The 13718-nt window shown below is 72.1% G+C and carries 14 protein-coding genes; 8 read left to right on the top strand and 6 right to left on the bottom strand.

The window, feature by feature from the left end:
• On the top strand, positions 1-488 hold a 488-nt coding region (locus tag E1292_RS29635), incomplete at its 5' end, for a hypothetical protein (RefSeq protein WP_165974800.1).
• Positions 489-536: 48 nt separating this feature from the next.
• Complete coding sequence (locus E1292_RS29630) at positions 537-1313, top strand: DeoR/GlpR family DNA-binding transcription regulator (protein WP_165974799.1); 777 nt, start codon at positions 537-539, stop codon at positions 1311-1313.
• A 44-nt stretch (positions 1314-1357) separates the two neighbouring features.
• Here E1292_RS29630 and E1292_RS29625 read toward each other — a convergent pair whose 3' ends face one another.
• Positions 1358-2986 carry a carboxyl transferase domain-containing protein gene (locus E1292_RS29625; protein WP_132598810.1) on the bottom strand — a complete coding sequence of 543 codons (1629 nt, stop codon included), beginning with the start codon at positions 2984-2986 and terminating at the stop codon, positions 1358-1360.
• Between the two features lie 265 nt (positions 2987-3251).
• Entirely contained in the window at positions 3252-4568 is a 1317-nt protein-coding gene (locus E1292_RS29620; RefSeq protein WP_132598808.1) for an SLC13 family permease, read from the bottom strand.
• A 105-nt stretch (positions 4569-4673) separates the two neighbouring features.
• On the opposite strand from E1292_RS29620, the gene E1292_RS29615 reads away from it, so the two are divergent.
• From E1292_RS29615 to E1292_RS29605, 3 genes are all read left to right on the top strand, one after another.
• The gene (locus E1292_RS29615; RefSeq protein WP_132598806.1) at positions 4674-5300 is read left to right on the top strand and encodes a FadR/GntR family transcriptional regulator; all 627 of its coding nucleotides are present in this window, start codon (positions 4674-4676) and stop codon (positions 5298-5300) included.
• A gap of 159 nt (positions 5301-5459) precedes the next feature.
• Entirely contained in the window at positions 5460-5591 is a 132-nt protein-coding gene (locus E1292_RS55080) for a hypothetical protein (RefSeq protein WP_281284064.1), read from the top strand.
• A 231-nt stretch (positions 5592-5822) separates the two neighbouring features.
• Positions 5823-8156 (top strand): rhamnogalacturonan lyase, encoded by a 2334-nt coding sequence (locus tag E1292_RS29605; RefSeq protein WP_132598804.1) that lies wholly within the window; start codon positions 5823-5825, stop codon positions 8154-8156.
• 102 nt (positions 8157-8258) lie between these two features.
• On the opposite strand, the gene E1292_RS55485 is transcribed toward E1292_RS29605, so the two are convergent.
• The 3 genes from E1292_RS55485 to E1292_RS29590 form a co-directional block, all read right to left on the bottom strand.
• Positions 8259-8822 carry a hypothetical protein gene (locus E1292_RS55485; protein ID WP_132598802.1) on the bottom strand — a complete coding sequence of 188 codons (564 nt, stop codon included), beginning with the start codon at positions 8820-8822 and terminating at the stop codon, positions 8259-8261.
• A gap of 241 nt (positions 8823-9063) precedes the next feature.
• A complete protein-coding gene (locus E1292_RS29595; RefSeq protein WP_132598800.1) occupies positions 9064-9801 on the bottom strand; it encodes an ABC transporter permease subunit in 738 nt (245 codons plus the stop codon).
• Positions 9798-10511: an ABC transporter ATP-binding protein gene (locus E1292_RS29590; protein ID WP_132598798.1), complete on the bottom strand. Its 714-nt coding sequence runs from the start codon at positions 10509-10511 to the stop codon at positions 9798-9800. Before E1292_RS29590 ends, E1292_RS29595 begins: the two co-directional genes overlap by 4 nt.
• A 160-nt stretch (positions 10512-10671) precedes the next feature.
• Here E1292_RS29590 and E1292_RS29585 point away from each other — a divergent pair, with 160 nt between their 5' ends.
• The 3 genes from E1292_RS29585 to E1292_RS29575 are packed head-to-tail and all read left to right on the top strand — an operon-like array spanning position 10672 to position 13399.
• Positions 10672-11841, top strand: coding sequence for a sensor histidine kinase (locus E1292_RS29585; protein WP_132598796.1), 1170 nt, complete (start codon positions 10672-10674; stop codon positions 11839-11841).
• Between the two features lie 4 nt (positions 11842-11845).
• A complete protein-coding gene (locus tag E1292_RS29580; RefSeq protein WP_246090428.1) occupies positions 11846-12499 on the top strand; it encodes a response regulator in 654 nt (217 codons plus the stop codon).
• Positions 12500-13399: a phosphotransferase enzyme family protein gene (locus E1292_RS29575; protein WP_132598794.1), complete on the top strand. Its 900-nt coding sequence runs from the start codon at positions 12500-12502 to the stop codon at positions 13397-13399.
• A 49-nt stretch (positions 13400-13448) separates the two neighbouring features.
• On the opposite strand, the gene E1292_RS29570 is transcribed toward E1292_RS29575, so the two are convergent.
• The gene (locus E1292_RS29570; RefSeq protein ID WP_500690523.1) at positions 13449-13718 is read right to left on the bottom strand and encodes a WCX domain-containing protein; all 270 of its coding nucleotides are present in this window, start codon (positions 13716-13718) and stop codon (positions 13449-13451) included.

Here is a 13718-nt window from a genome sequence, read left to right as displayed (position 1 = left end):
CCACCGCCCCGACCACCGCCGCCCGCGCCACCATCACCCGGGACGCCACCACCCGGGGCACCACCACCCGGGACGCCACCGCGCAGGCCGGCATCGCCGCCGCCCGTGGTGGAAGTGCCACCGCCCGAGCCTGGAGCGTCGGGGTGTGGGGGCGGGTCGTTCGTCGGTGGGGTGCCGCGGAGCGCGGCGGCTTCCTGGGTGCCGCGGGGGTCGTTCCACCACAGGAGCGGCGTGAGCGGGCGTCCCGAGGCGTCGAGGGGTACGCCGGTCTCTGCCATGCCCGCGATCCCGATCGCGTCAGGACCGCGCCCGGCGCGGGCGGCGCACTCCGCCAAGCCTCCACGACGGCGGCCACGAGGGTGGGCAGGTCGCGCGGGGTCGGGCGGCGTACGGAGGTGACACAGCCGCCCCCGTCGTCGAAGAAGCCCACCTTGACGTGGGTGGTGCCCACGTCGATCCCGCACAACAATGCCATGTTGTCACTATAAGTCCATAAGATGGCCGAAAAACGCCAGCTTATGGTGCATCATGGTCATATGAGTGACATGGAGGCGAGCCTGCGCTACTCCTCGGCCCCGCACCGGCGCGAGGCGATCCTGCGCAGGATCGAGCTCGACGGGTACGTCGCCGCCGCCGACCTGGTCACCGAGCTGGGAGTCTCCCCCAACACCGTCAGGCGCGACCTGCGCAGGCTGGCCGGTGACGGCCTGGTCAGGGCGGTACACGGGGGCGCCGCAGCAGCCGACATGGCTGCCACGCCGTTCACCGACCGCTCCGTTCAGGCGTCCGCCGCCAAGCGGGCGATCGCCGTCGCCGCCGTCCGCCACGTCGAGCCGGGCACCGCCATCGCTCTCGACTCGGGCACCACCACGCTGGAGATCGCCAAACTCCTCCCCTCCAGGGCGAACCTCACGGTGATCACCCACTCGCTGCCCGCCATCGCCGTGCTCGCGCCGCGACCCGACATCACGCTCATCGGGGTGGGCGGCCAGTACAGCAGGGACACGCGCTCGTTCGGCGGGCCGGAGACCCTGGCAGGGCTGGAGCACATGAGCGTGCGCACCCTGTTCCTGGCCGCCACCTCGCTCGACGGAACCGGCGTCTACGGGGCCACACCGTACGAGGCCGAGACCAAGCGCCGGCTCATCGCCCTCGCACGCAGGACGATCGTGGTGGGCGACGCGCGCAAGTTCGCGCTGAACGCCCCGATCCGGGTGTGCGGCTGGGATGCGGCCGAACTCCTGGTGACCGACGGCGTGCCGCCCGGGTTCAAGGATGTCGCCGTCGAACTCGCGTCACCAACCCCCGCCTGAGGACCCGTCCTCCCCTGCCCACCTCGACCAGCCTGCAACCCGCGTCACGCGACCGCGTCGCCGACAGCGGTCCCGGGTGCGGTCGCGGTGGTGGAGTGGCGCGGCTCGGCGTGGCGGGTCTCAGAACGGCGCGGCTCAGAGCGGCGCGGCTCGGCGTGACGCGGCTCGGCGTGACGCGGGTCGGCGTGACGCGGGTCATCGGCGCTGCCGAGGAGCCGGTACCGGCGGAGCCGTGCGGTGAGCAGGTCCGGGCGGCGGACGTGCAGCAGGACGGCGAGCTCGCGTTCCAGTTCGCGCCCGACGCGGCGGCAGAACGCCTGCGGTTCCTCGGCGGCGTCCGGGTGCTCGGTCACGATCCGGTCGGCGATGCCGCCGGCGAGCAGGTCGGCGGAGCGGACTCTTTGGGCGGCCGCGATCTGCTGAGCGTGCTCGACGTCCCGGTGCACGATGGCGCTGGCTCCCTCGGGAGGCAGCGGGGACAGCCAGCCGTGCTGGGCGACGAGCACCCGGTCGCACGGGATGAGCGCGAGCGCGGCGCCCCCGCTGCCCTGGCCGAGGAGGAGGGAGAGCGTCGGCGTGTCGAGGTCGACCAGGTCGGCCAGGCACCGGGCGATCTCGCCGGCGAGCCCGCCTCGCTCTGCCTCGGGTGACAGGTCCGCGCCGGGGGTGTCGATGACGGTGACGAGCGGCAGCCCCAGTTCGCTCGCCAGCCGCATGCCACGCCGGGCCACGCGCAGGGCCGCGGGCCCCAGCGGGCGCACGTCCTCTTGGTGGCGGCGGTCCTGGCCGAGGAGTACGCACGAGACGCCGCCGAAGCGGGCCAGCGCCAGCAGGAGCGCCGGGTCCGTCTCCCCCGCCCCGGTGCCGTTCAGCAGCAGGACGTCGGAGGCGGCGTAGCGGAGCACCTGCCTGACGCCGGGCCTGTCGCCGCGCCTGGAGATGGTGATCGACTCCCAGGCGGGGACGTCAGGAAACGGTTCCTGGGGCGGATGCACGGCCTCGGGCTGCGGCGGTGGCGCCAGCAGGACCCGCAGCGCCCGGTCGGCGGCCTCCGCCAGGTTCTGGACGGGCAGCACGGCATCGATCAGGCCGTGACGGTGCAGGCTCTCGGCGACCTGGACGCCCTCGGGGAACGGCTGCCCGTGTAGGGCACGGTAGACGCGCGGGCCGAGGAAGCCGATCATCGCGCCGGGCTCCGCGGCGGTGATGTGGCCGAGGGAGGCCCACGAGGCCAGTACGCCGCCAAAGGTCGGGTCGCGCAGGTAGACGAGGTAGGGCAGGCCGGCGGCCTTGTGCCGGGTGACGGCGGCCGTCATCTTCACCATCTGCAGGAACGCCATCGCGCCCTCCTGCATCCTGGTGCCGGCCGAGGCGGGAGCGGCGAGAAGCGGAAGCCGCTGGGCGGTGGCCCGTTCCACAGCGGTCACGAGGCGTTCGGCGGCGGCCACCCCGATGGAGCCGGCCAGGAAAGCGAACTCGCACGCCACGACGGCGACGCGGCGCCCGCGCAGCAGCCCCTCTCCGGTGATCACGGCTTCGTCCAGGCCGGTCCGTTGCCTGGCGGCGGCCACGTCGGCGTCGCCGGCCGGGCGGAGGGGCTCGTCCCAGGTGCGGTAGGAGCCGTCGTCGAGCACGAGTTCGATCAGGTCGGGTGCGGACAGCCTGCCAGACACGCGCGGATCTCCTCTTCGTCGGCGTTCAGCACGGGAGGTGCGGCACGGCCGACGCCGGTGGTCTTCACCTCGCCGTCCGGTCCGGCCGGGTCGAAGGACCGCGCGGGCGAGCCGGGCACCGCGACCGACGCCCGCGTGCTCGGCGAACGGACCCCGGGTCCGGGTCCGGGTCCGGGTCCGGGTCCGGGTCCGGGTCCGGGTCCGCGGCCAGGCGTACACCTCCCCCACGTTTCGTACCCGGCCGGCGGGCCCGTGCCCTCGGGGGTCATGACAGCCTGCCCGGCACGATCAGGACAAGCCAGCACAGAAGCGGCGCGGCGACCACGATGGTCATGCCCCACGTCATCAGGTGCTTGAACACGTCGTCCCGTATCGTCACGTCGGCGTTCGCGACGATCAGCGCGCCGTTGGTGGAGAAGGGGCTGCAGTCCACCACAGAGGAGGAGATCGCCAGCGCCGTGACCATGCCGACCGCGCCGACCTGCCCGGTCTGCAGGAAGGGTACGGCGAGCGGGATCAGCGCGCCCAGGATGCCGGTCGTCGAGGCGAAGGCGGACACCACGGCACCGATCAGGCAGATCAGCAGGGCGGCCAGCAGCGGAGCGCCGACCCCGGCCACTCCGTCGCCGAGCCACTTCACGGTGCCCTGGTCCTGCAGGAGGGCGACGTACGTGACGATGCCGCCGACCAGGAGCACCGTACCCCAGCTGATCTTGTCGACGGCGCCCCGGGCGGCGGAGGGGAAGATCAGGGTCAGTACGACCGCCACCGCGAGCGCGAGGAAACCGATGTCGAGGTCGAAGACGAGCGCGCCCACCGCCAGCACGAGCAGGCCGATCAGCGTGAGCGCCCGCTGCGCGTCGAGGCGGGGCAGGGCGTCGTCCACGGGGTCGTCGCCACCGTCGGAGGCACCGCCGGAGCCGGCGCCGCTGCCGGCGAGGCTCATGACCGCCGTCTCGGACGACTGCCGGTCGCGCTGCAGCAGCTTGGTGCCTCCGAGGGCGAGGAAGCCGACGAGGCTGATGAGAGCGCACGCGCCCAGCACGCCACCGAACAGGACGGCCGCGTTGCCCGGCAGTTTGCCCTGGTCGACGACGCCGTTGGTGATCGCCCCGAAGATGCCGATCGGCGAGAAGCTCCCACCGGTCGAGCCCTGCACCACCATCAGGCCCATCATCACGGGGTGGATCCGGTAGCGGGCCGCGAAGCCCATCGCCACCGGCGCCACGATGGCCACCGCGGCCGGGCTGGCGGCGCCGATCGCGGTGATCGCGGCGCAGACCGCGAACATCACCCACGGCATCAGGGCGACGCGGCCACGCACCGCGACCACCGCCCGGTGCACGATCCAGTCCACGGTGCCGTTGGTCTTGGCCAGCGCGAACAGGTACGTGACGCCGACCAGGATGACGAACAGGTTCGCCGGGAAGCCGCCGAGCACGTCGTCCACCTCCACGCCGAACACGGAGGTCCCCACGACGAAGGCGGCCACGAGTGCCAGCGCGCCCATGTTGATGGATCGGATGGTGGCCACTAAGAACACCAGTACGAGCACGATCAGCGCGATGATCTCCGCTGACATCGGCAGCTCCTCAGGGGGTCGGGTGCCTGACCCGGTTACGTGCGCCATTTCCAGATTGGCCTAGCCTCTGCTCCACTGAGGCGGGCTGTCAATAGACTGTCCACCGTGACCAAGAAGCGCCCGCAGACCTCCGCCGTTCCAGGACGCCTGGAACGACCGCGCCTGTATGTGCAGCTGGCCGATCACATCGCGCGCTTCATCGAGGCTCAGGGGCTCTCCCCCGGCGACCGCCTGCCACCCGAGCGGCTCCTTGCCGCCGAGCTGGGGGTCAGCCGCGCGTCACTCAGCCGCGCGCTGGTGGCGCTGGAGGTTCAGGGCAAGGTCGAGGTGCAGCACGGCAACGGAGCCGTGGTGCTCGCGCCGACGCTGGGTGACGACAAGCCGGCCCTGTCGTCGTTATGGGCCGAGCGCGATCCCGCCGACCTCGCCCGGGCGCGGGAGGCCGTCATGGCGGGGCTGGCGCGCAGCGCGGCGGCACACCCCGACAGGAGCCTCCGGCTCGCCCTGCTCGACGCGGACGGCTCTCCGGTACGCTTCTCCGACACCTGGCCCTGCGTGCGCCGGTTGTCGGGGCCGAGCCTGCTGGCCGAGCTCGACGACCTGCTGGCGGAGGTGGCGCCGGTGGACGAATCCCAGATCGCGGCCGATCGCCTGGTGGCTCTGGCCCGGGCCGTCGTGGTGGGTGACGAGGAGGCCGCCGCCTCCGCCTGCGCCGGCCTGCTCCACTTCTGACGCCCCTGCCCGGCAGGGGCCGAGATCGCCCACATCGGGCAGTCACAAGCGTCGGGTCATGGCCGCGGCAGGCGCGGTCATGGCAGTCATGGGCGCCACAGTCACATGCGCCGGTTGCACGGTCCGCCGATCACGGCTGCGGCAGGCACGACCTACACCGTGACCGTTGCAGTGGCCGCTGCCGTTGCCGTGACCGTGGCCGCTGCCGCGACCGCGGGCGTGGGCGTGGGCGTGGGCGTGGGCGTGAAAGAGCGCGGTGGTGGCGGGCACGACCGTGGCGGGCGGGCGTGATCGTGGTGGGTATGGCAAAGCGAACGACGACCGACGACCGTGAGTTATGCGTTTCGACGAGTTATCAATTCACATCCGGACAAGTCGCATAAATCGGTAAATCATCGTCGATACGTACCCTTGACAAATTGCCAGAGCGACAATAGCCTCCGGGATCATTATATCGATTTAATCCGCCAGGGTGCGGGGCAACCGCATCCGTGCGGGCGTCACCCCGAGGAGCCCGTGACCATGAGACCCCCCAGCGGCATCCGCCGCGCACTCATCACCTCCTTAGCCGCCCTGCTCTGCCTCCCCCTCACCGCGGCCCCGGCCGGCGCGGCGAGCGGGGACGGCCACGGACGGCCGGGCACGGGCGTCCGGCTCGAACTCCTCGACCGCGGCCTGGTGGCGGCCACGACCAGCGACGGGGTCTTCCTGAGCTGGCGACTGCTGGGCGACGAGGTGACGGGGTACGGCGACACCGGCATGAAGGGCCCCGCCTTCCGCGTCTACCGCGACGGCCGCCCCATCGCCATGGTCTCCGGCAGCACCAACTACCTCGACGCCGCCGGCACCCAGGCCTCGCAGTACCGCGTGGCCCCGGTCATCAGGGGCCGGGAGGGCCGGCGCAGCGCCTCAGCCACGCCCTGGGTTAAATCGTTTTACGACCTCAAGCTGCGGAAACCGGCCGACGGCGTGACGCCCGCGGGCGAGGCCTACACGTACACGGCCAACGACATGAGCGTCGGCGACGTGGACGGCGACGGCCGCTACGAGTACGTCGTCAAGTGGGACCCGTCCAACTCCAAGGACGTCTCCCAGCGCGGCTACACCGGCAACTCCTACATCGACACCTACGAGCTCGACGGCACCCTGCGCTGGCGGCTCGACCTGGGCGTCAACATCCGTTCCGGCGCTCACTACACCCAGTTCACGGTCTACGACTTCGACGGCGACGGCCGTTCGGAGATGATGCTCAAGACCGCCCCCGGCACGAAGATCATCCGGTACGGGAGCAGGGGCCAGGTCGTATCCGAGCATTACGTCACCATGCCGCGCCAGGACGTCGAAGCGGGTTACTCGCACCAGGACGACTATCGGATGAGCGCAGCAGACTATTTCGACCACGTTGCGGAAATGTTCGCGAAATGGCACGAGCACCCGGAGGTGGTCGCGAAACGCTGGCCGGCCACGCTGGAAGAGGCCTTCGGCATCGAACCGGCCCACGAATATCCGCTCTCCCATGAGGACGCCGTAGAGCTCGCCACCTACTTCGTCGACGTCTACGCGCCGGGCCGCAGCGGCAACAACCGGCTCCGCGAGTTCGAGGGCTTCGTCCTCACCGGCCCCGAATACCTGTCGGTGCTCGACGGCGCCACCGGCAGGGAACTGCAGACGATCCCCTACAAGCCCGGCCGCGGCGACGACGGGCTCATGTGGGGCGACTACGCGATGTCCAGGATCGAGCCGGGCAACCGGGTCGACAGGTTCCTGTCCGCGGTGGCCTACCTCGACGGCAGGCGTCCCTCGGCGGTGTTCGCCCGCGGCTACTACACCCGCACCACGCTGGTCGCCTACGACTGGAACGGCCGGCGGCTGGAGGAGGTCTGGTACGTCGACAGCGGCCACGCCCCTATGGCGAACCCGTTCAACGCCTCACCCCACGGCGTCCCCGGCAGCAACCCGGAATATGCCGACCTGACCACGCAGGGCTTCCACTCGATGAGCGCGGCCGACGTGGACGGCGACGGCAGGCAGGAGATCGTCTACGGCGCCGCGACCATCGACGACGACGGCGACCTGCTGTACTCGTCGTTCGCCGAGGGCCCGCCGCAGAGCAGCGTGCCCGGGCAGAACGTCCGGCTCGGCCACGGCGACGCCATGCACGTGGGCGACTTCGATCCCGACCGGCCGGGCCTGGAGATCTGGACGGTTCACGAGGGCGGCGCGTGGGCGCCGTACGGATGGGCGCTGCGTGACGCGGCCACCGGCGAAGTGATCCACGGCGGCTACAGCGGCAGGGACACCGGGCGCGGCATGGTCGGCGACGTCGACCCGGCGATCCGCGGGGTGGAGTCGTGGTCGTCGACGCCCCCCGACCAGGAGATCCAGGCGGGCCTGTGGTCAGCCCGCGGCGAGCACCTGGGCCGTGGCACGCCCGGCACGAACATGAGCATCCGCTGGGCCGCCGACATGACCACGCAGCTCGTCAACGGCACCGCGACCACCGAGCTGCAGACGCCGACGATCGACGACTGGAGGCGCGGCACGGTGCTCACCGCCGAGGGCACGCTGACGAACAACTGGACGAAGGGCAACCCGGGGCTGGTCGCCGACGTCTTCGGCGACTGGCGCGAGGAGCTGCTGGTCCGTACGGCGGACGGCGAGGCGGTGCGGATCCATCTGAGCACCGAGGTGACCGGCAGGAAGATGTACACGCTGATGCACGACCCGCAGTATCGCGCCGACGTGGCCCGGCAGCAGACGGCCTACAACCAGCCGGCCTACCCGAGCTTCTACTTCGGCTCCGACATCGACTGGTCGCGGGTTCCCGTGCCGGACATCCGCACGCCCAGGGGATAGGCACGGGCGCGCCCGCCGGCCGTACCCGGGGTCGGTGCCGCGCGCCCGGCTCACGTCGCCCCGGTCGTGACCGCCGCCGCGATACCGGCCGGACGCGCCGGGTCAGGCGGGAAGCTTCACCAGAACCGGCGTGGTCGCGGGCCGGGTGTCCTTCTCGGCCCACGCGCCGGTCGAGAAGGCGACCGGGTGGTTCTTCTTGCCGACCCCGTCGCCCCACTTGGTGACGACGTAGTCGATCTTGATGTGGCCCTTGCCCCCGTTGTTCTCGACGCCGAGCGTCTCGGGGTCGAACGTGCCGCCGGTCAGGTCGGCGAAGGTCTTGGCGTCCAGGTCGAGCATGACCCCGCGGCTGGAGGGGTCGCCGGGGCCGCGGTCACCGACGAAGAACGGCACCTTCTTGCCCTGGTAGATGACGTACCCCTCGGTCATGAGGGGCCAGCTGGGGCTGGCGGCCAGGCCCTTCTGCATGGGCTTGCCCGCGGCGGGCAGGCCGGTGTCGCCGGCCCGGCCGGAGGCGTCGTCCCAGAAGTACGACGCGGTCGTCGAGCCCTTGAGCATGACCTGCTGCACGGTGCCGGAGTCGGCGTGCGCCGGAGCGGCGCCCATGGTCAGGGCGGTCGCGGCGGTCGTGGCCAGCATGGCGAAGGTACGCAGGCGAGCTGTCATGATGATGTCAGGTCCTTTGTTAGGGGACGATGGCAGTTCGCGCTCGCTTGGACGGACGTAGCCGGGCGGCACGCCATACGGGACGCTACGCGGAGCACGGGGGAATCCAGCGGAGGGATCCGCGGTTCCGGCGCCCGTCGCCGCGGCTGCGCGGGCACGGGTCATCGCCGGACATGCACCAATCTAGCCCCTAAACCGGACAAAGGCAAACATATCACCACGAAACGGATATAGATCTACCTCAGCCGACCTCTCTGCGCATCGTCCGCACCATGCCCGCGGCCATGGGAAGCACGATCCACGCCAGCGCCGACACGGCCAGCCGGGCGGCGTCGCCGCCGGTCATGTCGCCGTTCACCAGCGGGATGGTGGCGGTGTTGAGGTCGAGCCACTCCATCGCCGTCTCCCCCGCGGAGCCCAGCCGGCCCACGACACTCCATATGACCGTGCTGGACAGGCAGATCACGATCGCCGCTGGCGCGTTCATCAGCACCGTCCCCAAGGCCAGCCCCTGGGCGGTGAGCAGGACCGTCGTCGCCGTCCATCCCGCCAGGGACAGCGGCGCGACCCGCCAGTCGGCCGGCACGCCCTGCGCCGCCGCGACGGCCGCCGTCACCGGCACCGCGACCAGCATCGCGAACGCGCAGGCCGCCACGGAGGCGACCAGGGGCGGCAGGCACTTGGCCGCCATCACCCGCCCTCTGCGGGGTTCGAGCGTGAACGTGGTCAGCGCGGTGCGGTGACTCCACTCGCCGGTGACGGTGAGGATGGCGAGCACGGGAAGCAGGATGCCGAACACGATGCCGGCCGTCCCCGCGACGGTATGGAGTTCAGGACCCGAGACGACGCCGCGGCCGACGACGGCGCCGACCGCCAGGGCGACCAGCACGCCGGAGATGATCTTGCTGCCGCGGGTGTCGAAGAGCTTGCGCGTCTCCACGCGCAGCAACGTCGGGAACGGGATGCGTCGGGTGTTCATGCCAGGCTCCTGTCGGCGGCGGCGGTCAGTTCGAGGAACGTCTGCTCCAGGCCACGGCCCTGGCCGAGCTCGGCCGGGGTGCCCTGGGCGAGCAGGCGGCCGCGCCCGATCATCACGATGCGATCGGCGACCTGCTCCACCTCGTGCAGCAGGTGCGAGCTGAGCAGCACCGCGCATCCCGAGTCGGCCAGGTCGCGCAGCAGCCCGCGCATCCAGTGGATGCCCTGGGGGTCGAGGCCGTTGGCGGGCTCGTCCAGGACGAGCGCCCGGGGCCGGCCGAGCAGGGCGTGCCCGATGCCGAGCCGCTGCCGCATGCCCAGCGAGTAGCCGCCGACGGCCCGCCGCCCCTCCTTGCCGGTCAGACCGACCAGCTCCAGGACGTCGTCCACGCGCGAACGCGGCAGGCCCAGCATCATCGCGCCGAGCGTCAGGACCTCCCGTCCGCTGCGGCCGGGGTGCTGGGCGGAGGCGTCGAGCAGTGTGCCCACCTCGTAGCCGGGGCGCTCCAGCCCGGCGTACGGCCGCCCGAGCACGGTGGCGGAGCCGGAGGTGGGACGGGACAGCCCCGCCAGGATGCGCATGGCCGTCGACTTCCCCGCCCCGTTGGGCCCGAGGAACCCGGTGACGGAGCCGGCCGGCACGGTGAAGGACACGTCGTCGAGCGCCTTCACGTCGCTGTACCTCTTGCTGAGGCGTTGAAATTCGATCACCCCCACAGTCCATCGAAGGCGCGCCCGGCGTACATCGGACCTGGGTCCACGACGGGTGGCGGCCCGGCCACACCCGTCGCCCGCGGTGTGGACCAGGGTCTGCAGCGCGATGGACCCCGGTCGCTAAACAGCGCGGCTACGGGTCCTTAGGCTGGTGGGCGTGCACGACGCCGACGAACATCAGCCGCCCCTCGACAGACTGGGCGTCACGCTGCGCTACCTGTTCGCGGCGCTGCCGCTGCTCCTCTACGTCGTCATGCTGGTCCTGCTGTCGGGCCGCGACGTGCCGATGCCGTACGGCTCGCTCGGCTGGGTGCTGGCCGACATGGGGCTGGGCGCGGCGGGACTGGTCCTCATGCGCTGGCGGCGCAGGTGGCCGTGGCAGATCGCCCTGGCCCTGGCCCTGATGACCGCCGTCTCCACCACGGCGGGCGGGCCCGGGTGCGTCGCCTACATCTCGCTGGTCACGCACCGGCGCTGGCGCCAGATCGTGCCCGTGGCCGTGGTGACCTGCCTGAGCATGGTCGTGTCGAGCCTGCTGGTGGGCACCTCGTTCACCACGTCCGCCATCGGCGCGGCGGCGACGGGCGGCGTCGTCATCGCCGTCGCCACCGTCGTCGGCCTGTACGTGCGCGGCCGCCGTGACCTGGCGGCCTCCGAGCGGGCGGCGGAGGCGGCGGCCCAGCGGCAGCGGGTCGAGCAGGCCCAGCTCGCGGAGCGGCTGCAGATCGCCCAGGAGATGCACGACGTGCTGGCCCACCGGATCTCGTTGCTGGCGATGCTGGCCGGCGGGCTGGCGTACCGGAAAGACCTCACCCCCGAGCAGACCAGGGAGACGGCACTGGCCATCCAGGAGAACGCCCACCAGTCGCTCAACGAGCTGCGTGCCGTGCTCGGCACGCTCAGGCGCGACGGCGGCACGACCGGCGGCCCCGAGGGCCCGCAGCCGACGCTGGACCATCTGGGCACCCTGTTCGAGGAGGTGCGGGCGGCCGGGCAGCGGGTCGAGGTGGACGACACCATCGACTGCCGCGAGCGGTTGCCCACCCAGACGGGGCGGCACGCGTACCGGATCGTGCAGGAGGCGCTCACCAACGCGCGCAAGCACGCGCCGGGCAGCCGGGTGACGGCCGAGCTGGGCGGCCGGCCGGGCGAGGGGCTGCGCATCAGGGTGAGCAACCCGGCGCCGCCCGGCCCGTCGGCGGGGCCCGGCAGCCGGCTGGGCCTGGTAGGCCTGGCCGAGCGCACCAGGCTGGCCGGCGGCACCATCAACCACACCGTCCGCCAGGGGCGGTTCATCCTCGACGCCCGGCTGCCGTGGGAGGCTTGAGCTTGTGACCCGCCTTCGTATGGTGATCGTGGACGACGACCCGATGGTGCGCACGGGGCTGCGCCTCATCCTGGGCGGCGAGCCCGACCTCGAGCTGGCCGGGGAGGCGGCCGACGGCAGGCAGGCCATGGCCGTGATCCGCGACCTGCGTCCTGACGTCGTGCTGATGGACATCCGCATGCCGCACCAGGACGGCCTCACCACCACCGAGCTGCTGCTCCAGAGCCCTTCCCCGCCCAAGATCCTCGTGCTGACCACGTTCGACGCCGACGACATGGTGTTGCGCGCCCTCCAACTCGGGGCGCACGGCTTCCTGCTGAAGGACACGCCGCCGCCCAAGATGATCGAGGCCGTGCGCGCGTGCGCGCGGGGCGAGCCGGTGCTGTCGCCGAGCGTCGCCCAGCAGGTGATCGCGGCCGCCACCGGCAGGCACGACCCGCGCCGACCGCAGGCGCTGGAGGAGTTGTCCCGGCTGACCGAACGCGAGCGGGAGGTCGCCGTCGAGATCGCCAAGGGCGGCTCCAACACCGAGATCGCGGCCAGCCTCTGCGTCAGCGTGGCCACGGTCAAGGCCAACATCACGCGCATCTTCGCCAAGCTCGGCACCGACAACCGGGTTCACGTGGCCATGAAGGTGCGCGACGCGGGACTGATCTGAATGCCGCTGGACACCGACCGGCTGCTCGCCGCGCTGACCGCGTGGAGCCTGCCGGTGGCCTCCGCCGAGCCGCTGCCCGGCGGCTGGAACTCCGTCACCTGGCTGGTCCGCACCGCTCCCGGCGCGCGCTACGTCGCCAAACTGTCCGACGTGGGGTCCGCCACCGCCTTCCTCGGCGGTCTGCGGGTGGCGGCCCGCGCGGAGCGGGGCGGGCTGGCCAGCGGCGCACCCGTCCCCCTGCCCGGCGGCCGCCTGGCCGCGGACCTGGACGAGGGGCTGCTGGCCCTGCTGCGCTACGTCCCCGGCCGCCCGCCGGACGCCTCCTCGGCGGACGACCTGCACCGGATGGGAGCCGTGCTGGCCCGCGCGCACCACGCGATCGGCAACGACATCGCCGACGTCGGCAAGCAGCACCGGTGGCCCTGGCCGTGGGCGAGCGACTGCCTGCGCGAGCTGCCGATGGCGCCGCACATCCGCACGATGGCGGCGCGCGTGCTGGAGGAGGCGCGCGAGGCCGCCCCGCACCTGCGCGCCGGCGTGGTCAACGGCGACCCCGGCCTCGACGGCTTCCGCCTCAGCGCGCGCTCGCCCGAGGAGGACGGCCTGGTCGACTGGGGGGCGGTCCTGCAGGCACCCATCCTGTACGACCTCGCGTGCACCGCCGTGCTGACCCGCGACACGCCCCACGCGATCCGGCACATCGTGGCCGGCTACCGGGCCGTCGACCCGGCCATCGACGGCGAGCTGCCCCATCTGGGCACGTTCGTCCGGCTGCGCTGGATGGCCCACGCGATCTACTTCTCCGACCGCATCGAGCGCGGCCTGCTGAGGGGCGTCACCAGCGCGGCGGGCAACGAGGAGGGGCTCGGGGAGGCGTACGCCGGCATGCGCGGCCGCTGACGCGCCCGGTCCCAGGGGTGTGCCCTTTCATGGCACTGGTCTCTCGCCGTCAGGCTTGGCGGGCGTTGGACGCGAGGCGTTCGGCGAGCCCCACGACGAGGTGGCGCAGTTCATCGGGGCGCTCGATGACGAACGGCCGGTCGAGTGAGGCGAGTGTCGGAGGCGACCAGTCGAGCCGCTCCACCCGTAGCCGGACGCGCAGCCGGCGGTCGGTCGCCCGGTCCTCGCCTACCGCGGGCTCGTGCTCCTCCAGGCTCGCGACACTGGCGGGAAGGTGGGCCCGGATCTGCTCGACTGTCCCGTGGATCCGCAAGGTCAC

This window comes from Nonomuraea deserti, assembly GCF_004348685.1.
Taxonomy (GTDB): Bacteria; Actinomycetota; Actinomycetes; order Streptosporangiales; family Streptosporangiaceae; genus Nonomuraea; species Nonomuraea deserti.
The sequence above is the reverse complement of the archived record's forward strand: the minus strand, read 5'-3'. Positions and strand labels throughout refer to the sequence as shown.